We start from the raw sequence: 22934 nt of genomic DNA on the forward strand, positions 1-22934 counted from the left end.
CGCCAGCAGCGATGCTGAGCGCCATTTTATTTTACGCGCCTGACTGCGTCTGACAAGGGCTCACGATAGTTTATTCCTGAAGAAATGCAAAAAAATAGCAATATGTTGCATTTCATCCAAAAATTCCGCACGAAATTGACAATTTTAATCGTGAATGTTTTGATGATGGCCCTGAGAATTTACAAAATTTTCATTGGCGGATTTGCAAAAAAGAAAATAAATTGTTAGCTAGAAACAAGTTATCTCAAAATAATTGCCGCCTTTATCACAATAACAAGGAATTTCGATGATGATAGAAAATGTAATAGCACGCTCCTTGCGCCTAATGTTTGCCGGTAGCATTGCGCTCGGCATGCATGCAGCATATGCGCAAGAAACAACAGATGGCACCATGCAACGCGTGGAAGTCACGGGTTCGAGCATCAAGCGCATCGCTTCCGAAGCGTCGCTGCCAGTGCAGTCGTTCAACCAAAAAGATATCAAGAAAACGGGCGTCACCACGGTGACCGATTTCATCCAGCAAATTCCTGCAATGCAAGGCTTCTCCGTCGCTGCCGATTCGGTGGGCGGCGGCGGCGGCGGCGTCACCACGGCCTCGATCCACGATATTGGCTCAGCCTACACACTGGTACTGCTGAATGGCCGCCGTCTTGCGCCATCCAATTCGGGCACGACCATCGACCTAAATTCGATTCCACTGGCTGCCATCGAGCGCGTGGAAGTACTGACCGACGGCGCCTCGGCCCTGTATGGCGCCGATGCCATCGCCGGCGTGGTCAACTTCATCCTAAAAAAAGGCACATCGCCGCTGGAAATCAATGCAAAGTATTCGCGCCCTGAAGAAAAAGGCGGCGCCAGCAACTCGGTTTCGATCAGCAAAGGCTTTGGCGATATCGACGAAGACGGCTACAGCATTTTCGTGTCGGCCAGCCATGACGAACAAAAATCGCTGAAAGCATCCGAGCGCAGCTTCGCGAAAAGCGGCATCATCAATTTCAACGATCCGAAGACCGGCAAGGCACTGCAATTCATCAATGGTTCCTCGCGCTCGGCGCCAGGCAATGCGGCCGTCGATTACAACCGCACCGATCCGGTAACGGGCCAACTGGTCATCAACCCAAAGACCAATAAGCCCTTCGTCGATAGCGTCAACCTGAACCCATATGCACTGGCCCATGGCGGCAAGTGCGCTGCCAGCAACATGGACTTCTATGGCGATGGCAACTGCTATTTCGACTCACCGTCGACGATTGAAATCAATCCCGAATCGAAGCGCGACTCCCTCTTCAGCTCGGGTACCGTCAAACTGGGAAAAACCGGTTTCCAGGGTTTCTATGACCTGGCCTACACGGAAGCGCGCATCATTGCCAGCATCGCGCCCTATCCAGCGGACTTCTCGGTACCGGTCGGCTCGCCGCTGTTCAACAAATACCTGGCGCCTAACCTGACGCCGGCGCAACTGGCCAATATCACCGATTCCATTGCCACCTATCGCCTGTCCGAAATGGGCAATCGCACCTACGACTATGGCACCAAAGCCACGCATATCGTCGCCGGTGTCGACGGTAATGCATTCGGCTGGGATATCAACTCGGCCGTGACGTACTCGAAAAATAAGCAGACGCAAACCTACGTCAGCGGTTTCCCGCTGGCCGACAAGTTCGACGCACAAATTGCCGCCGGCAACATCGACCCGTTCGCCTATCCTGTCGGCGCTATGCCCGATGCCATGCGCCAGGCACTGCTGGGCACAGGTTTCAGCGGCACCTACAGCACGCAAACCGTGGAAATGAAGGGCGTCGATGGCCGCGCTTCGCGTCCTGTGTTCTCGCTGCCAGGCGGCACCGCCATGCTGGGCGTGGGCGCCGACTACCGCAACACTTCGTACAAGATGCAACAGGCGGACGTCGCAAAGCAGGCGCAAATCCTGTTTGACAATGCACGAGTCGACAGCGACTATGCGCGCGACAACGCGGGCGCCTATGCCGAGTTGATGCTGCCAATTTCGAAGAAACTGGAAGTGACGGGTTCGTTGCGTTATGACCAGATCGGTGCCATCGATGACAAGTTGACGGGCAAGACGGTAGGCAAGAAGGAAAACGCTACTACCTGGAAAATCAGCGGCAAGTATTCCGCGACCAAGAGCCTGATGTTCCGCGCCGCCGCCGGCACCGGCTTCCGCGCCGCCAGTATGCAGGAAATCGCTGGCCCGCTGGAAGACTGGGGCGTCACAGGTGGTAACTACCAATGCCCATTGACGGCAGCAAACGGCATGGGCGGTCATCCGCTGGCCAGTTACTGTGATGGCGTCACCCGCCGGCAATTCGAAGCCTTCCAGGGCGGAAATCCTGAGCTGAAGCCGGAAACGTCGAAGCAATGGAGCATCGGCACCGTGTTCGAGCCGATCGACAGCCTGTCGATGTCGTTCGACCTGTGGAACGTGCAGATCAACGACCAGGTAACGGCGGTCTCCGAAGGTTTGATCTTCAACAATCCCGCCAAGTATGCCAACCTGTTCACCACCAAGCACATCACTTCGACAGGCAAGGACGTGCTGGCCGTCAAACTGCTGCCGATCAACATCGGCAAAGTGGAAAACCGCGGTATCGACTACGACTTTACTCACAAAATGAAGCTGCTGGACGGCCGTCTGACGAGCCGCCTGATGGGTACCTACCTGCTGCGCTCGCGCTACACGACGCCGGGCACCGATGATCAATGGGAAACCAGCCTGAATCGCTACGGTTCGAACGACAAGGTCAGCTTCCGCAACATCATCCGCGCCACCAGCTCTTATGAGACAGCCAAGTTCACGCATACGCTGAGCGCCAGCTATCGCAATGGCTACACGGACAAGGAACAGACGGCAGACGCTTGCGCCGTGATCGTCGCCGGCAGCCCTGGCGAATGCTATGGCATCGCGCTGGAAGTGCCGAGCTACACCACCGTCGACTTCCAGACGGCTTACCGTCCACTGAAGAATGTGGAAGTCACAGCTGGCATCCTGAACCTGTTCGATCGCAACCCGCCGTTCACCTTGCGTAACACCGGTTCGCATCAAGTGGGTTACAACCCATCGTATTCGAGCGCTCTGGGCCGCCAGTTCTACCTGAGCGGTTCCTACAAGTTCTAAGCTGACGGCATCTGCTCTCGGCTGAAAACTGAAAAAGCCCGGAAAGCTTAGCTTTCCGGGCTTTTTTTGCATGCTGCGCGCGACTTTATTTCGCGCCGCCCTGCAAGCGGCGCAGCTTGACGGCGGCCGCCAGGTTTTCCAGCACGGCCACGCTGGCGCTCCAGTCGATACAGCCATCCGTGACGGATTGGCCGTAGATCAATTCCTTGCCCTCGATCAAATCCTGTCGCCCCGCCACCAGGTGCGACTCCACCATGACGCCAACGATACGGCTATCGCCGCCGGCCACCTGGCTGGCGATGTCGGCGCACACGGGAATCTGGTTTTCCGGTTTTTTCGAACTGTTCGCATGCGAGGCGTCGATCATCAGGCGCGCTGCCAGGCCCTGTGCGGCGATGGCTTTGCAGGCATCATCCACGCTAGCTGCATCGTAGTTCGGCGTTTTGCCGCCACGCAAGATGATGTGGCAATCCTCGTTGCCGTTGGTCGAGACGATGGCCGAGTGGCCACCCTTCGTGACGGAGAGGAAATGGTGCGGCTGCGAGGCGGCCTTGATGGCTTCCACGGCGATTTTGACATTGCCGTCCGTGCCATTTTTAAAACCGACGGGACACGATAATCCCGAGGCCAGTTCGCGGTGCACCTGCGACTCCGTGGTGCGCGCGCCGATGGCGCCCCAACTGATGAGGTCGGCGATGTATTGCGGGCTGATCACGTCGAGGAACTCGGTGCCGGCTGGCAAGCCCAGCTCATTGATATCGCGCAACAGTTGGCGCGCCATGCGCAAGCCATCGTTGATGCGGAAGCTGTTGTCCATGTACGGGTCATTGATCAAGCCCTTCCAGCCCACTGTGGTGCGCGGCTTCTCGAAGTAGACGCGCATGACAATTTCCAGTTCGCCAGCGAAACGCGCGCGCTCCTTGACCAGCAGGCGCGCATATTCCATCGCCGCCTTGGTATCGTGGATGGAGCAAGGCCCGATCACCACCATCAGGCGGTCGTCCTGGCCGTGCAGAATGCGGTGCAGGGCGATGCGGGCACTGGCAGCGGTCTGCTCGGCTTGCTCCGAGCAGGCGAATTCGCGGATCAGGTGGGACGGCGGGGTCAATTCCTTCATTTCGCGAATGCGCAAATCATCGGTGCGGGGCATCATTTTCTCCAAAATTTAAGGAAGGGTAAAACATCTGGGTAAAAAAAAACCGCCATCAGTGGCGGTTTTTTAGAATTTGCTGGGATCTCGTTTTTGCTGCTACGTGAACCGACCGCTACTCCACCGCCTTTGGGTTGGAATTGCTAAAGTAAAAATAAGCGGTAAAAAAGTGGCGAGCGAACATGCGAGTGATCCATAAGTGATGAACGACTATAAACCTAAATTGCAAGGATAGGCAAGCATATTTGTCGGCAAAGCCGCATGCTGCCGCCGTTTTACACGGCAAAGGGCGAAAAAAAGCATAAAAAGTTGTGCGCTGCGCACGCACATGCGCGGGCGGCTCGCCATTAACGTGGCGGACCTACCGGGCGCTTCAGCACTTAAGCCGTGCCACCAACGGTGATGCCATCGAGGCGCAGGGTCGGCTGCCCGACGCCCACCGGCACGCTCTGCCCCTCCTTGCCGCACACGCCCACACCGGAGTCCAGGCGCATGTCGTTGCCGATCATGGAGACGCGGTTGAGTACGTCCGGGCCATTGCCGATCAGGGTCGCGCCCTTCACTGGATAGCTGAGCTTACCGTTTTCGATCATGTACGCTTCGCTGGCCGAGAAGACGAACTTGCCGTTCGTGATGTCGACCTGGCCGCCGCCGAAGTTGACGGCATATAAACCGTTTTTAACGGAAGCGAGGATTTCGCCCGGGTCCTTGTCGCCGCCCAGCATATACGTGTTCGTCATGCGCGGCATGGGCAGGTGGGCGAACGATTCGCGGCGCGCATTGCCCGTCACAGGCATCTTCATCAGGCGCGCATTCATGGTGTCCTGGATGTAACCTTTCAGGATGCCGTCCTCGATCAGGGTCGTGCACTGTGTCGGGTTGCCCTCGTCATCGATATTTAGCGAGCCTCGGCGGCCAACCAGGGTGCCATCATCGACCACCGTGACGCCCTTGGCAGCCACGCGCTCGCCGATGCATCCGGAAAATGCAGAGGAACCCTTGCGGTTGAAATCGCCTTCCAGGCCGTGGCCGATCGCCTCATGCAGCAAAATGCCGGGCCAGCCCGGTCCCAAGACGATGCTCATGGGACCGGCCGGCGCTGGGCGCGCTTCCAGATTGACCAAGGCCGAATTGACGGCATCTGCCGCATACTGTTCCAGTACGGCATCGCTGAAATAGTCATAGCTGTAACGCCCGCCGCCACCGGCCGAACCGGTTTCGCGCCGGCCATTGTGTTCCGCGATCACGGTGAGCGAGACGCGCACCAGCGGGCGAATGTCGGCCGCCAGCACGCCATCGCTGCGCAGCACCAGCACTACGTCGTATTCGCCGGCCAGGCCGGCCATCACCTGCACCACGCGCGGATCTTTCGCGCGCGCCATCTTTTCCACGCGCTCCAGCAGTTGCACCTTGGCCTTGGCATCGAGCGAGGCCAGCGGATCATTGGGTAGATACAAGGAACGCCCCCCCTGCGGCTGCATCTGGCCCGCGATCTTGACTCTGCCCGCGCCGGCGCGCGCAATCGTGCGCGTCGCTGCTGCCGCTTCCAGCAAGGCCTGCTCGGAAATGTCGTCGGAATAGGCAAAGGCAGTCTTGTCGCCGGACACGGCGCGCACGCCCACGCCCTGGTCGATGGAAAAGCTGCCCGTCTTGACGATGCCCTCTTCCAGGCTCCAGCCTTCGCTCTTGGTCGACTGGAAATACAGATCCGCATAGTCGACCTTGTGCGTAAACATCGTGCCCAAGGCTTTTAGCAGCTTGTCTTCGTCCAGGCCGAAGGGCGTGAGCAGAATGCTGCGCGCCACGGCCAGGCTGGACAGATTGGGTTCAAATGGCTTCATCGCTTTTTCTCACAGTTCAATTCACATCGTCCGGTGCGCCAGGGCAGGCAAGGATTCGCGCACGCCAGCCAAAAACACCAGGTCGATTTTACCGCTCACAACGCCCTCGCCTTCGGGCAACACGGCTTTCACATCGCCCCACGGGTCGATCAGCATGCTATGGCCCCAGGTACGCCGGCCATTCGGGTGCAAGCCGCCCTGCGCCGAGGCCAGCACATAGCACTGGTTTTCGATGGCGCGCGCGCGCAGCAGCACTTCCCAGTGGGCGCTGCCCGTCGTATGGGTAAATGCGGCCGGCACGACGATCAGCGCACAATCGCCGATGGCGCGGTACAGTTCGGGAAAGCGCAAGTCATAGCAGACGGACAGGCCGACGCGGCCGAACGGCGTCTCGATAGCGCGCACTTGCGCGCCCGGCACAATAGTGTGCGATTCGTTGTAGGACTCGGTGCCGCGCGTAAAACCGAACAAGTGGATCTTGTCGTAGCGACCGGCCGGCTCGCCCTGCGGGTCGTATACCAGCGTGGTATTCAAGACCTTGCCCTCCTCGCCGGAGATCAAGGGCAAGGTACCGCCGATCAGCCAGATGCCGTGCTGGCGCGCCATCTGCGCCATGCCATCCTGGATGGGTCCGCTGCCGGGCTGTTCCGCATGGGCCAGCTTGTCCGTTTCCTGCTGGCCCATGATGGCCCAGTATTCGGGCAGCACCACCAGTTGCGCGCCAGCGGCGGCGGCCTGCGCCACCAGGCGCTGCGCCGTGGCCAGGTTTTCTTCCACGCAAGGCGAGGAAATCATTTGTACTGCTGCGACTGTATCCATCATTGCCATCTCTTATCCATTCGAACGCCTCGCCTATTTCGCCACTGCCTCCCCGGCTGAGGCGGCAGGCACGGCGACAGGCTCCAATTTACCACCATCGAGCTTGGTCACGACGGGCGACTTCCACGGACCGGCGATCTGCATGTGGTAAGTGAGCGCCTTCATCACGGGGGCACGCAGGAACAATTGCGCCAGGAAACTGCCCAGACCGATGACGGGGTTGACGGCCAGCGCATACACCAGCGGCCCCGTGCCCAGATTAAATTCGGGGATCACCACCACGTGCAAATTCGTCGTTTCGTTGGCGATGTCGGCCTTGCCATCCATCAGCACCGTGGCCGCCACGCCGTGCATCTTGAGGTTGTCGGTGCTCACCACGCCGCGCTTGATGCTGGCGTTGGCCGTGATGCCGTCGAAGGCCAGGCCTTCGGAAAATACGTCGTGGAAATCGAGTTTCAGCAAACGCGGCAAGGCTTGCAGGCTGAGCACGCCCAACAGCTTGGCCGCGCCCGGGTCCTGCTTGAGGAACTGGCCCGACTCCACGTTCATCTCGATCTGCCCCGACAGGGAGGGAATATCGAGCGAATACGGCAAGCCGTTCCAGGCGATGTCGCCGCTCAGGCGGCCCTTGCCGCGGCGCACCGTGTCGGCAAAGCCAAAGCGCTCGAGCAGTTTGCCAGCATCGACGATATCGAGGCCGAAACGCAGACTGGTCGTGCTTTGCCCATCCTTGATGACCCACTTGCCATTGCCGCTCAGCGCGCCATCAGCATTGGACAGTTGTAGCTTGCCCACGCGCCACTCGCGCACGTCAGCGGCCATGGTGTTGTAGGCCTGCAACTCCAGCCGGCCGATCTTCTTGTTGAACAGTTCAAATTGCTCGGCGATGATATCGAGCGAGGGAATCGACTGGGCGCCGCTCTTGCCTTCCAGCAAATTCTTCACATCATTGGCGGCCGATTCCGGAATGATCAGCGACGACAAGCGCGCCGTCATCTTGCCCAGGCCGGACGGTGTTTCCAGCCACGTCACATAGCCCGACACTTGTTTAGCGTCAATATTGGCTTGCCACACATCTTTTTGATGCGTGGCACCCACGACCACGTTTTCCAGCTTGCGTTCGCCCAGCATCAGTTCACTGGCCCGCGCCGCCATCCTGTCGGGCACCACGTATTGTGCGATATCGGGTGCATCGCTGGCATTGCCGCCCGCCTCGGCTGGCGCGGTGGCGCTGCCGGCGATCTCGCTGCCGACGGCGACCCAGCTATCCACGTCCAGCGTTTTCATATTGACGTTAAGCATCATGCCGCTGTCCGGTTCCGGTGCCGCGACGTTGACGCCGATGCCGCCGCGCACCAGGCGCCAGGCATCCTTGCCCTGCTTCTGGCGCTGGTAGCGCGCAGCGATGCCAGCACCGAGCACGATGCGGATATCGTCGGTGCGCAGGCCGGCGCCGTTCGCCGCGTTGCCCGTGAGTGTGAATTTCACAGGCAAACTGTCGCCAGCCGCCTTTTTCAGGGGGGCGGGGAAATCCAGACCCAGGCCCGTCAGCGGCGACTCGACATTGACCACCACCTGATGGTCGCGCGCCGTGATCAGGCCGCTATAGCGCGCGCCGCCGTTCAAATGTTTCGCCAGGCGCTGCGACACGGGCGCCGCATACGTCTTGCGCAAGCCATCGATGGTCATGTTGCCGGCCAGTTTCACCTGGATGGAATTGTCCGGCTGCGTACCACCCGAGATGGCCAGCGGCCCGCCCAGCAAGCTGCCGTTCAAGCCATTCAGGTTGACGCCCTTTTCATTGAATTCGATCTTGCCTTGCGTGCCCAGCACGGGCGGCATGTCGTGGAACAGTACCACGTCATTGCCCGCCAGCTGCAAGCTGCCCTGCACGGTCGACTCAAGCATGCGTTCGATCGGCAAGTGCAATTTGAGCGCCAGCCTGGCATTGCCCGTCGCCGTCGTTTCATCCGTAAAATGTTCGATCCAGCCCAGCACCGGGCTGGCCGTCACGTACTTGAGAAATTCCTGCATCGGACCGGCCGCGTTGCCGTCGATATCGAGCAAGGTGTCGAATACGGTCAGGTCGGGAATCACGGCCTTGACATTCGTCAAAGCCACGCCGCCCGTGGTCGCGGTGTCAGCGCGAATGTCCATGCGCGCCCGCTCGAAGACAAAACTGCCCTTGATTTTTTCCGCCTGCGGCCACAACGGCGCCTTGCCTGCCAGCGGGCCGTTTTCCGCCAATTCGCCGGGCGCATAATTGAGGATGCCGTTCTCGATCTTGCCGGCCACGCGGAAATCGCCACGGCTGCGCTGGGCCGCTGTGTCGGCCTTGAAGGGGAAATGCTCGAGCTCGCCACGCAAGCGCAGGCTGACATCACGCGCCATGCCGCCTTCCAGCGCGCCCGTCAGCCAATGGCGCAGGTGCTCGGGGGTTTGCAGCGGCAGATAGCGACCGATGGTGTTGATCTGGAAATTATCGAGCGTGCCCGTCAAGTCGACCTGGCCCAGGTTCTTGCCGTCGAGCGGCAGGCGGTGCGTGCCTTGCAAAGCGACGCGCAAGCCTTGCTGATTGAAATCGAGCTTGTCCAAGCCGACTTGCAGCATATTGTCCGCTTCGAAGGCCCAGCGCGCCTGCATGGTAAATTGCTCAAACGGCAAGGCCGGTTCGCTCAGGTAGGTGGGGAACTGCAGCACCAGGTCTTGTGCCTCGATGCTGATGCTGCCACCCTTGTCGTTGGCGTCGATGCTACCGCTGAGTTTGTCGAAGCCTGGAATGGCCGGCGCAGCCGCCTGCGCGGCGCTGGTCGCCGTCTTCGCCACGGCTAGGCGCGCCGGCTGCGCATTGAGGCCCAGGTCGATGAGCTTGCCGCGCAGGCGATAGCTGGCGGGCGTGGCCATGTCGCCTTCCCATTGCGCTGAAAAATCCTGCAAACGCCCGCGTGGCGCCAGGGCATCGAGGCGCTGACGCTGCTGCTCGCCGAGCGGCAATTTGTCGGCCAACGCGGCCAGGGTTTGCAAATCGAGCGACTTGGCCGTGATTTCCGTGCGCGCCGGCTTGCGTTTGGTGGCCGCAACAAAATGTTCGGACAAGGTCGTGGGCGGCAGGCTGAGCCCATCATGTGTTTCCAACGCGAAATTCGTCAACTCCACCTGGTGCCCATACGCGCCAAAGGTGGGCTTGCCGTCGGGCACTTGCGCCGACAGTTCTTCCTTTGCCGAAATGCGCCCGCTGACCGACAACAGGTCGAGCGGGGCGATATGCTCGCCCAGCTGCGCCTGCACCTGCGACAAGCTGACATCGGCCGTAAAACCGGCCAGGCGCGCGTGATCCAGGCTCAGCCAGGCGCGCAGGGCGCCCTTGCCCTGGCTCAGCTCGAACGGGTAGTCGAAATAGCTGCGCCAGGCGGCCAGGTCGGCGTTTTTCAGGTCGGCGTACAGTTCCCCCTTCCACATCGACACATCCGAGATGCGCGTGCTGAAGGGCGGATGCACGAAGTGTGCGCGCACATCGATGGGCGCCGCCAGGCTGGCAGGCGGCGTGGCCTGCAAGCCCAGCCGGTGGCTGCGCCAGCGGTTGCGCAGCAGCAAGTTGACCTGTTCCAGTGCCAGCTCTGGTGTGCCGCGCACTTCATCCGTCCAGCGCACCTTGCCGTCGCGAATGATGATCTGATGCTGCGACAACAGCCAGTCGGCGCCCTTGCCATCGCTGCCTTGCGTGCTGTCGAGCAGCACGCCGGCCACGTATAGCTGGCCACCCTTGCTGCGCCGCACGGCCAGGTCGGGGCGCGTGATTTCCAGATTATAGAAGCGTACGGAACCGAGCACGCTCCACCACGATACGGTCGCCGAGACGCTCGGCAGACTCAGCGCCTGGCGGCCCGCCTGGTCGCGCAAGCTCACGTCGCCCAGGAAGAGATTGGGCCGCACGCCATGCCAGGAGGCATAAATACGCGCGATGCTGACACGGTTGCCCAGCGCGCGACTGGCCGCCCGCTCGATATCGCCCTTGTAATAATCGATATTGGGCAAGATGGCGTAACGGAGCAATAAAAACAGCACGGCGAAGGCGAAATACGCCAGCAGCACCAGTTTGATGGTAAAACCCAACACATGGTGGGTGGCCAGGTTGGCCATGCGATAGGCGGCACGCAGCCGCTGCCAGCGCAGGGCCAAGGGCACATGCTCTGTCACGCTTGCTTCTGGCGGTTTTTGCATCAATAAGCTAATAAACTGGCCCGGCGTCAAATAATGGCAAAAATCGTCTGCATTCGTGGTGCGCGCCTGCCTCCTTGCGCTTGCTTCTGAGCAAAGCCTCCCTTACCATCATCTGGAAGCGCACGCACTGCCGGCGGCATTTGCGCCAGCGGCACAATTTTACCGCATCCCCCGCCGTTCGCAGCCAAGTTATCCAGAACCATGCAAGCAGTATTCACGAGAGCCTTACCGACACCATGAGCACACAGCCTTTGATCTCCGCCTCCCGTTTCTACCAGCGTTGGCTGGGCGCCGCCCCCGAGCGCACAGCGCAGGTCGCGCAACTGGTGCAAGCGCCGCTCGACAGCCTCGATTTTGCCGCTGCACTGGCCGAGCAATCGAACGCCGCGACGCCGCCGCTACCGGCCGAACGGGCCATGCGCCGCCTGCGCAACCTGCTGGTGTGCGGCTTGATCGAGCGCGACCTGAACGGCCAGGCCGACTTGAACGAAGTCGTCACGGCCATGACGGCCTTTGCCGATTTTGCCATCCGCACGCATGTGGACGCCATCATGGCCGAGATGGTGACCCTGCACGGCATGCCGGTCGGCGAAGAATCGGGCGAGGAACAGGCCTTGATGGTGCTGGCGATGGGCAAGCAGGGCGGCGGCGAGCTCAACGTCTCGTCGGATATCGATCTGATCTTTGTTTACCCGGAAGATGGTGACACGCGCATCACCGTGCCGGGCCAGCGCAGCCTGTCCAACCACGAATTTTTCATTCGCATGGGCAAGAAACTGATCGCCGCCCTGTCCGAGATTACGCAAGACGGCTTTACCTTCCGCGTCGACATGGCCTTGCGCCCGAACGGCAACTCCGGCCCGCTGGCCGCCAGCCTGGGCATGGTAGAGCAATACCTGATCGTGCAAGGGCGCGAATGGGAGCGCTATGCCTGGGTCAAGGCACGCGCCGTGACGGGCAAGGCGGCCGACATCGCCTCGCTCGACGCCATCGTGCGTCCCTTCGTTTTCCGCCGCTACCTCGATTTCGGCGTCATCGACGCCATCCGCACCATGCACGGCCAGATCCGCGCCGAAGTCAACCGCCAGGAACGCTTGCATCCGGACCGCAGCAACAACGTCAAGCTGGGCCGTGGCGGCATCCGCGAAATCGAATTTCTGGCGCAAGTATTTCAATTGATACGCGGCGGACGCGATGCCGAGTTGCGCGAGCGCCCCACGCGCGCCACCTTGCGCACGGTGGCAGAGAAGGGCTTGCTGGAGCCAGCCATCGTGCAACAGTTGCTGGACTCTTACACTTTCCTGCGCAATCTCGAACACCGGCTGCAATACCTGGACGATGCGCAAACCCACACCCTGCCGGCCAACGAGGCCGACCGCCTGAGCGTAGCGCAAATGATGGGCTTGCCCGACACGCCCACTCTGCTGGCCCAACTGGAAGCGCACCGCGTGTTTGTCGCAGCGCAATTCGACGAGATGTTCAGCGACAAGAGCAGCGGCACGCCGCCGGTCGATCCGGGCATCGACCCGCAGACCTCGAACGACTGCGCCGCCTCGGACCAGCAGGAAGCCATCGAGGCGCGCTTTGCCGCCCTGGGCTTCCATGAGAGCGCCACCTGCGCACGCCGTTTGCTGGCCACGTGGCAGGCACCGCGCCTGCAGTCCTTGCCCGAGGCGAGCCGCACGCGCCTCGTCGCCCTCGTCAATGCCGCCCTGCCCCTGATCTCCGATTGCTCCGTTTCCAACGGTAACGCCAGCCAATTGGCCACCCTGGGCCGGCTGCTCGACTTTTTGGAAGCCATCGCTCGCCGCTCGGCGTATCTGTCGCTGCTGACCGAATATCCGCATACGCTCGAGCGCGTCGTGCGCATGGTGTGCGCCAGCGGCTGGGCCGCCACCTTTCTCACGCAACACCCGATCCTGCTCGACGAGCTGTTAGACGAAGGCATCCGCAATACGGTGCCCGATCCAAACGCGCTGGCGCTGGAGTTGCAGCGCCAGCTCGACGACGCTCCCGGCGACACGGAGCGGCAGATGGATATCCTGCGTGAAACACATCATGCGCAGCTGTTCCAGTGCCTGGCGCAAGACCTGGCGGGCGACCTGAGTGTGGAAAAGCTGGCCGACTACCTGTCGCAGCTGGCCGATATCATCGTCGCCGCCACCGTGCAAGCGGTCTGGCAAACCTTGCCGACACGCCACTGCGAGGTGCCGAAGTTCGCCGTCATCGCGTATGGCAAGCTGGGCGGCAAGGAACTGGGCTATGTCTCGGACCTCGACGTCATCTTCCTGTTCGACGACGACGACCAGGAAGCACCGGGCCTGTACGCCAAGCTGGCGCAGCGGTTCATTACCTGGATGACCTCGCACACTTCGGCCGGCATCCTGTTCGACATCGACATCGCCCTGCGCCCCGATGGCGCCTCGGGCATGCTGGTCTCGAGCGTGCAGGCCTTCGAGCGCTACCAGGGCAGCGCCGCCTGGGTGTGGGAGCACCAGGCGCTCACGCGCGCGCGCTTTTGCGCCGGCGACATCGCCATCGGCAAGCATTTCGAACGCATCCGCGACACGATCTTGCGCAAGGAGCGTCCCGAAAACGGCCCACTCAAGGGCGAAGTGGTGGCCATGCGCAAGAAGATGCTCGATGCCCACCCATCGCGCCCTGGCAGCTTTGACCTGAAACAAGATCCGGGCGGCATGATCGACATCGAGTTCATGGTGCAATACCTGGTGCTGCAACACGCGGCGCAGTATCCGCAGCTGACGGCCAACTCAGGCAATATCGCCCTGCTGCGCCTGTGCGGCGAACTGGGCTTGATTGACGCGCAGCTGGCCGCCCTGGTCGCCGACGCCTACCGCGCGCTGCGCAAGCTGCAGCACCAGTTACGCCTGCAGGGACAAGACCTGGCCCGCGTGGAACCGGAACGCGTGCGCCTACATGCCGGCAACGTGACGCGCCTGTGGCACACGATCTTTCCCGCAGCGATTGCATAAGCCCGGCGGCGGCGTATGATACATACAGGCAATTCCACTTCCAAGTAGTGCCGTACAACAGGGCGCGCCGGGATTGCCTGTCAACCCAGGAGACAGCGTATGAAAACGAGTGTAAAAACGGGCGTCAATGCCCTCATTGCCAGTTGCATCCTCTGCGCCATGCCGGCAGCGGCATGGGCCGCCCCCAAAGGCAGCGCCGACGAAGCCATCGCCATGACCAAGCGCGCCGTAGCCATGATCAAGGCTGAAGGCAAGGAAAAGGCCTTTGCCGCCATTACCGATCCTGCCAACACCAGTTTTCATGACCGCGACCTGTACATTTATGTGTACGACACGAACGGCATCACCCTGGCGCACGGCAACAATCCCAAGATGGTCGGCAAGAATCTGATCGACCTGAAGGACAATGAAGGCAAGGACATCGTCAAATCGCTGATTGCCACTGCCAGCACGCCGGCCGGACGCGGCTGGGTAGACTTCAAGTGGCCCAATCCGCTGACCAAGGTGGTCGAACAAAAATCGGGCTACGTCGAACGGGTCGACAATATGATCGTCGGTTCCGGCATCTATAAATAAGCGAATAAGCAACGCAAAGAGGAAGCCGGCCCCGCATGCCACTCCATTACCTGGCCCGCCTGAGCGGATCGGCACGCGATACACAAGCCAATCTGCAACTGGGCTGCGTACTGGCGCTGGTCGCCGGCGCCGTGAATGCCGGTGGTTTTCTCGCCATCGGCGGCTATACCTCGCACATGACGGGCATCGTTTCCGGCATGGCCGATGACCTGGCACTGGGCAATATAACGCTGGCGCTGGCCGCGCTGGGCGCCTGGCTGGCTTTCGTCAGCGGCGCGGCCGTGACGGCCATCATGGTGAACTGGGGCAAGCGGCGCCGGCTGCACAGCCAATTTGCCGCCAGCCTCCTGCTCGAAGCGGCCTTGTTGCTGCTATTTGGCCTGGCGGGCAACTACCTGGCGGCCATGCCCGACATACTGGGCCCTGTCACCATCTTGCTGCTGTGCTTTGTCATGGGCTTGCAAAACGCCATCATCACCAAGATTTCAAGCGCCGTCATCCGCACCACGCACGTCACGGGCCTGTCCACCGATATCGGCATCGAACTGGGCAAGATGGCGTATTACAACCGCAGGCAATTGCCAGACCGGGTGGTAAAGGTCAACCGCGACAAGCTGAAAACGCACAGCCTGCTGATCATCTGCTTCTTCATCGGCGGCGTCAGCGGCGCACTGGCCTTCAAGCACATCGGTTTCCCGCCCGCCACTATCATCTTGGCCGGCGTGCTGACCTTGCTGTCGGGCGCGCCGGTGCTACGTGACTTGCGCCTGCTGTGGCGCTTTTACCGGCGCCGCCTGTAAGTTTTGTTAGGCATCGTAAAGCCACGAATAAAAAAAACGCCCCGAAGGGCGTTTTTCTAGGCTAGCCAAAAATTACTTGGCCGACATCAGCGCGACGGTGGTGTCGAGCATGCGGTTCGAGAAACCCCACTCATTGTCGTACCACGACGATACTTTTACCAGACGGCCCGATACCTTGGTCAGGGTCGAATCGAAGTTCGACGAAGCAGGGTTGTGGTTGAAGTCGATCGATACCAGCGGTTCGGTCTGGTACGTCAGGATACCTTCCAGGGCGCCTTCCGACGCGGCTTTCATCAGCGCGTTGACTTCTTCCACGGTGGTATCGCGCTTGGCGATGAAGGACAGGTCGACCAGCGAGACGTTGATGGTCGGCACGCGGATAGCGAAGCCGTCCAGCTTGCCATTGAGCTCAGGCAACACCAGGCCAACGGCGGCAGCAGCGCCGGTCTTGGTCGGGATCATGCTCATGGTGGCCGAACGCGCGCGGCGCAGGTCTTCATGCATCACGTCGGACAGCACCTGGTCGTTGGTGTAGGCGTGCACGGTGGTCATCAAGCCCGTTTCGATGCCGATGGCGTCGTTGAGCGGCTTGACCAGCGGTGCCAGGCAGTTGGTGGTGCACGACGCGTTCGAGATGACGGTGTCGGTCGATTTCAATACCGAATGGTTGACGCCGAACACGACGGTCGCATCGACGTCCTTGCCGCCTGGTGCCGAGATGATGACTTTCTTGGCGCCACCCTTCAGGTGAGCCGAAGCTTTTTCTTTGGTGGTGAAGAAGCCCGTGCATTCCAGCACCACGTCCACGCCCAACTCGCCCCATGGAATTTCAGCCGGGTTGCGCTGTGCAAACACGCGGATCGGATCGCCATTGACGATCATGTTATCGCCTTCGACGGTCACGGTGCCCGGGAACTTGCCGTGCGCGGTATCGTAGCGGGTCAGGTGAGCGTTCGATTTGGCATCGCCCAGGTCGTTGATGGCAACGATCTGGATATCCTGTTTCTTGCCGCCTTCGTAGAAAGCGCGCAACACATTACGGCCGATACGGCCGTAGCCATTGATTGCAACTTTGATCGTCATACTCTGCTCCTGATTAAAAAAAAGGTATCAGCACAGCACCCCGGCCAGCACGTGGACGGGGTCTGCTCAAAATCAATATTAGCCGGCGATAACCGCTTTCACCTTGGCGACGACGTTCTCGACCGTGAAACCGAAATGCTTGAACAGCACGCCGGCAGGTGCCGATTCGCCAAACGTGTCGATACCGACCACGGCGCCTTCCAGGCCCACGTATTTGTACCAGAAGCTGGTCACGCCAGCTTCGATGGCCACGCGCGGCACGCCCTTGGTCAGCACGCTGGCCTTGTAGGCGGCGTCCTGGCGGTCATACACGTCAGTCGATGGCATCGACACCACGCGCACGTTGATGCCTTCCGAGGCCAGCGCGCTGGCGGCAGCGACGGCCAGTTCCACCTCGGAACCGGTGGCGATCAGGATCGCCTTGGCATCGGCCACATCGTTCAGCACATAGCCGCCGCGATAGATGTTCTCGATCTGCTCGGCGCTACGCTCTTGATATGGCAGGTTCTGGCGCGAGAAAATCAGGGTCGACGGACCATCCTTGCGGCGCACGGCGGCGCCCCAGGCAGCGGCCGACTCGACGGTGTCGCATGGACGCCAGTTGTCCAGGTGAGGGATCAAACGCATCGACGAGACGTGCTCGACCGATTGGTGCGTCGGGCCATCTTCGCCCAGGCCGATCGAATCGTGGGTAAACACGAAGATCGAACGCAGTTTCATCAGCGCGGCCATGCGCAAGGCATTGCGGCTGTAGTCGGAGAACGTCAGGAACGTCGCGCCGAACGGGATGTAACCGCCGTGCAGGGTAATGCCGTTCATGATGGCGCTCATGCCGAATTCGCGCACGCCGTAATTGATATGGTTGCCAGGCTGGCCCGAACGCACGGCCACGCACTCTTTCCAGTTGGTCAGGTTCGAGCCGGTCAGGTCGGCCGAGCCGCCCAAAAATTCCGGCAAAGACGAGGCCAGTGCCTGGATGGCGTTCTGGCTGGCCTTGCGGGTAGCGATATTTTCTTTCTTTTCGACGCAGGACGCGATGGCGGCGCTCAGGGCCGCTTCGAATGCCTGTGGCAACTCGCCCTGCATGCGGCGGGTCAGTTCAGCAGCTTGCTGCGGGAATTGGCTGCTGTAGGCGCCAAAGCGCTCGTTCCAATCCGCTTCCAGCAGGGCGCCTTGTTGCTTGGCATCCCAGGCGGCGTACACGTCAGCGGGCATCTCGAACGGTGCGGCATCCCAGCCGATGTATTCACGCACGGCAGCGATTTCCTTGTCACCCAGCGCGGCGCCGTGGACCTTGTCGCCGCCTTGCAGGTTCGGCGAACCCTTGCCGATGATGGTCTTGCAGCAGATCAAGGTAGGCTTGCTGGCCGTCTTGGCGGCGGCGATGGCAGCGGACACGGCGGCAACGTCATGGCCGTCGACGGCGCGGATGACGTTCCAGCCATACGCTTCGAAGCGGGCTGGGGTGTCGTCCGTGAACCAGCCTTCGACTTTGCCATCGATGGAAATACCGTTGTCGTCGTACAGCGCGATCAGCTTGTTCAAGCCCAGGGTGCCGGCCAGCGCGCACACTTCGTGCGAAATACCTTCCATCAGGCAACCATCGCCCACAAACGCGTAGGTATAGTGGTTGACGATATCGTGGCCGGGGCGGTTGAATTCAGCTGCCAGCAATTGCTCCGACAAGGCCATGCCGACGGCGTTGGCAATGCCCTGGCCCAGCGGGCCGGTGGTCGTTTCCACGCCTGGCGTGATGTCGACTTCCGGGTGGCCCGGGGTTTTCGAATGCATCTGGCGGAAGGCCTTGATGTCATCCATCGACAAGTCATAGCCCGTCAGGTGCAGCAGCGCGTAGTGCAGCATCGAGCCGTGGCCGTTCGACAACAGGAAACGGTCACGGTTTTGCCATTTTGGATTCGCTGGATTGTGGCGATAATGACCACTCCACAGGGCAACTGCGATCTCGGCCATGCCCATCGGCATGCCTGGATGGCCGGAATTGGCCTTTTGTACAGCGTCCATTGCCAGTGCGCGGATCGCATTGGCCATTTTGGTGGTAGGGAGCGTAGAGTTCATCGTGTGTGGTCGATCGCGGAGTTTAAATTCGTTTGCAGCGCAGCTGGGCGCAGTCAGAACTGCGTATTTTACCAGACCAACAAGGGGAAAAATCAAACCGCGCGCGACGCCGCTGCACCTTACCCCTCCTGCGCCCCGGAGGGACGAAAAAAAAACCGGGCCGGGCCCGGTTCTTTTGCAGCTTGCGCCGCTGCGGAGCGCGCCGTCAATCGGCCCGCTCCGCCCATCAGCCCGCCCTCACATCATTTGAAGGAGTACGACGCCGACACGTACATGTAGCGGCCACGCGGATTGCCGTAGGCGTTGTCGTAGCCGATGTTCGACGATGGATCGAACGCCGGTGTACGATCAAACACGTTGTTGACGCCACCGCGCAGCACCAGATTCTTGAAGCCGCTGTAGGACAACGAGGCATCGACCAGGGTCGCGCTCGGGATCATCAAGCCGCTCGCGTACGTGTCGTAGTAAAGATTGATCGTTGCCGACGGTGTCCGTTCCACGTGGTAGTGCGAAGTGAAGTTAGCGCTCGTCGTCGCCGCCCAAGCACCGCGATCCCAGTTCAGGCCCAGCTTGGCCTGCAGCTTAGGATAGCCGTATTCACCAGCCTCGCAAGCCGTGTTGTTAGGGCAATTGATCGCCGGATCGTCAGGCAGCAGCACGCGGTTGTAGGACAGCGTGTAAGTCGCTTCACCGGACACCTTGAAACGACCCATGTCGGCCGTGCGCATTGTGTACGCCGCTTCGACATCCAGACCGTCGGTGACGACCTTGCTGCGGTTGATCAAGCCAACCTGCAGCTGCTTCAGGCGACCTACCAACGGGCCCAGCGTCGCGCGCTGGGCGGCGCTCAGCGCGTTGTACTTCTCCTGGTCTTCCGCCGTCACGGCGTAGCGCGTGACGGCGTTCTTGTACTGACCATCCTCGCCCGCCAGCACGGTTTCGTTGTCGAGGTTCTCGACCCGGTCATTCCACTTGATGTTCCAGTAGGTCAAGCCCAACGTCAGGTTCTTGATCGGTTCGGCGACCACACCCAGGTTGAACTGCTTCGATTTTTCGGGCTTCAAATCCTTGGTGCCGGACAGCAGGGACAGCGCCGAACCGCTGCAAGCGGTGTCGAAATACGCATCGCCCACGATGCAACGCTTCGGATCTTTGGTCGCGACGAAACCGCCACGGCCTTCGTTAAAGCGCTGCGACAGCGTCGGCGCGCGGAAACCGGTGCTGTAGCTGGTGCGGAACATCAAGGTCGGCAAGGCGGTCCAGCGCAGGCCAAGCTTCGGATTGGTGGTACCACCGGCCATCTGGTAGCGGTCATAGCGGATGGCCGCCTGCGCTTCCAGGTTTTTCAGCAGCGGCAGGGCCAACTCGCCGAACACGGCGCCGAGCGACTCGGAGCCGTCGATGCCGCGCAGGGTCGAGTAGATGCCGATCTCGCCGTCGCGCCAAGCCTGCGACGGATCGTAGGTGAGCTTCTCGCGCTTGTACTCGGCACCAACGGCTACACCGATTTTGCCGCCGGGCAGTTGACCGAATTCGCTCGAAGCGGTCACCTTGGCAAAGTCCGTGGAGGACTTGGTCTTGGTGTACTGGTCCGCAGTCAGTTCGTTGATGACCTGCTCCGAATTATGGTTACCGCCGAAGGGGTTAAACTTGCCCTGCGCCAGGTAACTGTGCAATTTATCGTGCAGGAAGGAGCCGTAGACGCGCGTTTCACCCTTCTCCTGGCTGTGTCCCAAGGACACGGTCCAGTCCCAGTTGGCTACGCGGCCGGTAGCACCGCCGACCAGCCAGGTGGTATCCACATTGGTGCCCGTACCACCCTCGGCGGCAGGGAAGAGGCGACGGATGGTGACCGGCACGCCGTAGGTGTTGAAGCGGTTGTCCGCCGCCACACGCAGCACGCCCGAGCGGTCGGCGTTTTGGATCCAGGCCGGCGAACCTTGGATGCGCGTATCGAAGTGGTTGTAGAACAGATTGGCGAACAGCGACACATCCGGCGTCAAATCCCAGTTCGCCGTCACTGCACCGCCGTAGCGTGTGGACGGGCGCACCAAGTCTACCGACTCGGCGGCGGAATACAGGCAGGCGTTGCGGTTAGGCGCAGCCACCCATTCCGGCGCGTTCGGATAGGGCTTGCGGTGGGCTGCGTCGCACTCCGGATCAGGCATGCGCTGCGAACCGCCCAGCGACATGGTGCCCGGATCGCTACCCTTGGCGCCGTAGACGCCACCCTGATACAGGCCACCCTTGTGGCCGGTGAAATCGGTGCTGTTCGCCCAATCGCGGTCGACACCGTGAATGGCCTTGGTTTTTTCGTACGAGGCCGAATAGGTCACGTTAAATTTCTGTGCGTCGCGGTCGCCGAAACCGCCAGATACGGACACCTTATTGTTTTGCCCGTCGCCATAGGTGGTCGAGCCGGTGCTGGCGTCCAGGGTCAAGCCCTGGTAATCCTTGCGCAGGATAAAGTTGATGACGCCGCCGACGGCATCGGTGCCGTAGATGGCAGAGGCGCCGTCCTTGAGCACGTCGATGCGCTCGATCGCCGCCAGTGGAATAGCGTTCAGATCGACCGAGGTCTGGCCGCTGTACTCGTCCGAACCGGACGCCGGCAGGCGGTAGCCGTTCAACAGGATAAGGGTCGGCAGACCGCGCAGCGAGACGCTGGTGGCGCCGTTACGGAAGGAGCTCGATGTCGCCAGCTCACCGCCGTTACCGCCAGCCGAAGTCAGGTTGCGCATCAGGTCCAGCACCGACGTCGCACCCGAGCGGGCGATCGACTCGCGCGTCATCACGGTGATCGGGGAAATACCTTCGGCTTCGATGCGTTTAATGCTCGAACCGGTGATTTCTACGCGCTGCAGCTTGGGCGCTGGCGCATCGGTCGCTTGCTGCGCGTGGACGCTCATCGTTGCGATGCCGGCGAACGCGGCCAACGCCAGTCTCACCACTTGCACACTCTTTTTTTCGCGAAACATCATAACTTATTCCTTTTAATGATCTCTGGTGTCACTTGATAAGCGGTTAGTTTGTATTTTTATAATCGCTTAAATCTCTCATAGACTTGCAAAAAACTGCAAGGCCCTCCCGCTACAGTGTGATGCTTTTCCAAACAACTTAAGCTGGTCGCAACGCGCCTAGGGCCATAGGCCCAGGCATTAAAACGTGCGGCGTCTCCCAAAAACATACCGAATCACATCACGGACGAGATTGCCGGAAACAATTGATGTCGTTCAACACAACTTGTATAGTCATAAAACCACGCCAAAAGCATCACTGTCAATAATGCAATGGTTTATGAGATCAAAAAACAACATTTCATTTTTATCCAACTTATTATCTCCATGCGATTTCCCGCCCCGGATGCGCCGCACGCAAGCCCAGCGGCAAGAATTTCACCCGGCCGCGCGCAGCGGCACTAAAATTGCACCCTCGAGTCGCAGCCGCGTGCCCCCACCAGCGCGCGGCGCGGCACCTCCCATTATTTCTCTCCGCCAGGATGTTGCATGCCGCGTTTTTTCTGTCCCCAGCCACTCGCCATAGGCGCCACTATCGCTCTGCCCGACGCCGTCGCTCACCACATCCAGGTCGTGCGTCTGGCGCCAGGCGACATCATCACCCTGTTCAATGGCGAAGGCGGCGAAGTGCAGGCCAGCCTGGTAACAGTGGCCAAACGCAGCGTAACGGCTGAAGTACAGGCGCACGTGGCGCGCGAAGCGGAACTGCCGTATGCCGTGACCTTGGCGCAGGCGCTGCCGGAAGCATCAAAAATGGACTGGATCATCGAAAAAGCCATCGAACTGGGCGCGGCCGGCATCGTCCCGCTGGCGGCGCAGCGCTGCGTGGTGCGCTTATCGGCCGAGCGGGCCGAGAAAAAACTCGCGCATTGGCAAGGCATCATCGTTTCCGCTTCGGAACAATGCGGGCGCAACCGCCTGGCACAGCTGGCGCCATTGCAAGACTTTAATAGCTGGAGCAGCCAGCAAGATTTGCATAAACGCATTATTTTGACGCCGCGCGCGGAGCAGTCGCTGGCCGACTGGGCGCGCCACCAGCCGCCGCAAGCGATCACCGTGATGGTGGGGCCGGAAGGCGGGTTTTCGGAAGCGGAAGAAAAAGCGGCGCTGGCCGCCGGCGCCATCGGCTTGGCGATGGGACCACGCATCCTGCGCACGGAAACGGCGGGCCTGACGGCACTGGCGACGCTGAGCGCCTTGTGGGGCGCGATGTAGCCCACCCAGC

12 protein-coding genes are annotated in these 22934 nt (G+C 60.8%); 5 read left to right on the forward strand and 7 right to left on the reverse strand.

From position 1 onward, the window contains the following. Nucleotides 1-286 precede the first annotated feature (286 nt). Nucleotides 287-3133, forward strand: coding sequence for a TonB-dependent receptor (locus ACQ4V8_RS16590; RefSeq protein WP_029496188.1), 2847 nt, complete (start codon nucleotides 287-289; stop codon nucleotides 3131-3133). Between the two features lie 85 nt (nucleotides 3134-3218). Here ACQ4V8_RS16590 and aroG read toward each other — a convergent pair whose 3' ends face one another. The 4 genes from aroG to ACQ4V8_RS16610 all read right to left on the reverse strand — a co-directional run bounded on the left by aroG (nucleotide 3219) and on the right by ACQ4V8_RS16610 (nucleotide 11164). Next, complete coding sequence (gene aroG / locus ACQ4V8_RS16595; protein WP_280720704.1) at nucleotides 3219-4283, reverse strand: 3-deoxy-7-phosphoheptulonate synthase AroG; 1065 nt, start codon at nucleotides 4281-4283, stop codon at nucleotides 3219-3221. Nucleotides 4284-4663: 380 nt separating this feature from the next. After that, entirely contained in the window at nucleotides 4664-6124 is a 1461-nt protein-coding gene (tldD, locus tag ACQ4V8_RS16600; RefSeq protein WP_070345725.1) for a metalloprotease TldD, read from the reverse strand. Nucleotides 6125-6145: 21 nt separating this feature from the next. After that, nucleotides 6146-6946 carry a carbon-nitrogen hydrolase family protein gene (locus ACQ4V8_RS16605; protein WP_010395252.1) on the reverse strand — a complete coding sequence of 267 codons (801 nt, stop codon included), beginning with the start codon at nucleotides 6944-6946 and terminating at the stop codon, nucleotides 6146-6148. 30 nt (nucleotides 6947-6976) lie between these two features. After that, nucleotides 6977-11164, reverse strand: a complete 4188-nt coding sequence (locus tag ACQ4V8_RS16610) for a YhdP family protein (RefSeq protein ID WP_436571870.1) — start codon at nucleotides 11162-11164, stop codon at nucleotides 6977-6979. Nucleotides 11165-11400: 236 nt separating this feature from the next. Here ACQ4V8_RS16610 and glnE point away from each other — a divergent pair, with 236 nt between their 5' ends. The 3 genes from glnE (at nucleotide 11401) to ACQ4V8_RS16625 (ending at nucleotide 15533) form a co-directional block, all read left to right on the forward strand. Next, on the forward strand, nucleotides 11401-14157 hold the full coding sequence (glnE, locus tag ACQ4V8_RS16615) for a bifunctional [glutamate--ammonia ligase]-adenylyl-L-tyrosine phosphorylase/[glutamate--ammonia-ligase] adenylyltransferase (RefSeq protein ID WP_070345726.1): 2757 nt from the start codon (nucleotides 11401-11403) through the stop codon (nucleotides 14155-14157). 99 nt (nucleotides 14158-14256) lie between these two features. After that, on the forward strand, nucleotides 14257-14733 hold the full coding sequence (locus tag ACQ4V8_RS16620; RefSeq protein WP_010395248.1) for a cache domain-containing protein: 477 nt from the start codon (nucleotides 14257-14259) through the stop codon (nucleotides 14731-14733). Nucleotides 14734-14768: 35 nt separating this feature from the next. Continuing rightward, a complete protein-coding gene (locus tag ACQ4V8_RS16625; protein ID WP_010395246.1) occupies nucleotides 14769-15533 on the forward strand; it encodes a YoaK family protein in 765 nt (254 codons plus the stop codon). Nucleotides 15534-15605: 72 nt separating this feature from the next. Here the strand turns inward: ACQ4V8_RS16625 and gap are convergent, their stop codons facing one another. The 3 genes from gap to ACQ4V8_RS16640 form a co-directional block, all read right to left on the reverse strand. Then, nucleotides 15606-16616: a type I glyceraldehyde-3-phosphate dehydrogenase gene (gap, locus tag ACQ4V8_RS16630; RefSeq protein WP_010395244.1), complete on the reverse strand. Its 1011-nt coding sequence runs from the start codon at nucleotides 16614-16616 to the stop codon at nucleotides 15606-15608. Between the two features lie 78 nt (nucleotides 16617-16694). After that, a complete protein-coding gene (gene tkt / locus ACQ4V8_RS16635; RefSeq protein WP_010395243.1) occupies nucleotides 16695-18692 on the reverse strand; it encodes a transketolase in 1998 nt (665 codons plus the stop codon). A gap of 242 nt (nucleotides 18693-18934) precedes the next feature. Further along, nucleotides 18935-21673 carry a TonB-dependent receptor gene (locus tag ACQ4V8_RS16640; RefSeq protein WP_010395241.1) on the reverse strand — a complete coding sequence of 913 codons (2739 nt, stop codon included), beginning with the start codon at nucleotides 21671-21673 and terminating at the stop codon, nucleotides 18935-18937. Nucleotides 21674-22198: 525 nt separating this feature from the next. Between ACQ4V8_RS16640 and ACQ4V8_RS16645 the strand changes: the two genes are divergently transcribed. Next, the gene (locus ACQ4V8_RS16645) at nucleotides 22199-22924 is read left to right on the forward strand and encodes a 16S rRNA (uracil(1498)-N(3))-methyltransferase (RefSeq protein WP_010395239.1); all 726 of its coding nucleotides are present in this window, start codon (nucleotides 22199-22201) and stop codon (nucleotides 22922-22924) included. Nucleotides 22925-22934: the final 10 nt, after the last annotated feature.

Origin of the sequence: Janthinobacterium paucivorans, assembly GCF_051380805.1 — a bacterium.
Classification (GTDB): domain Bacteria; phylum Pseudomonadota; class Gammaproteobacteria; order Burkholderiales; family Burkholderiaceae_D; genus Janthinobacterium; species Janthinobacterium lividum_D.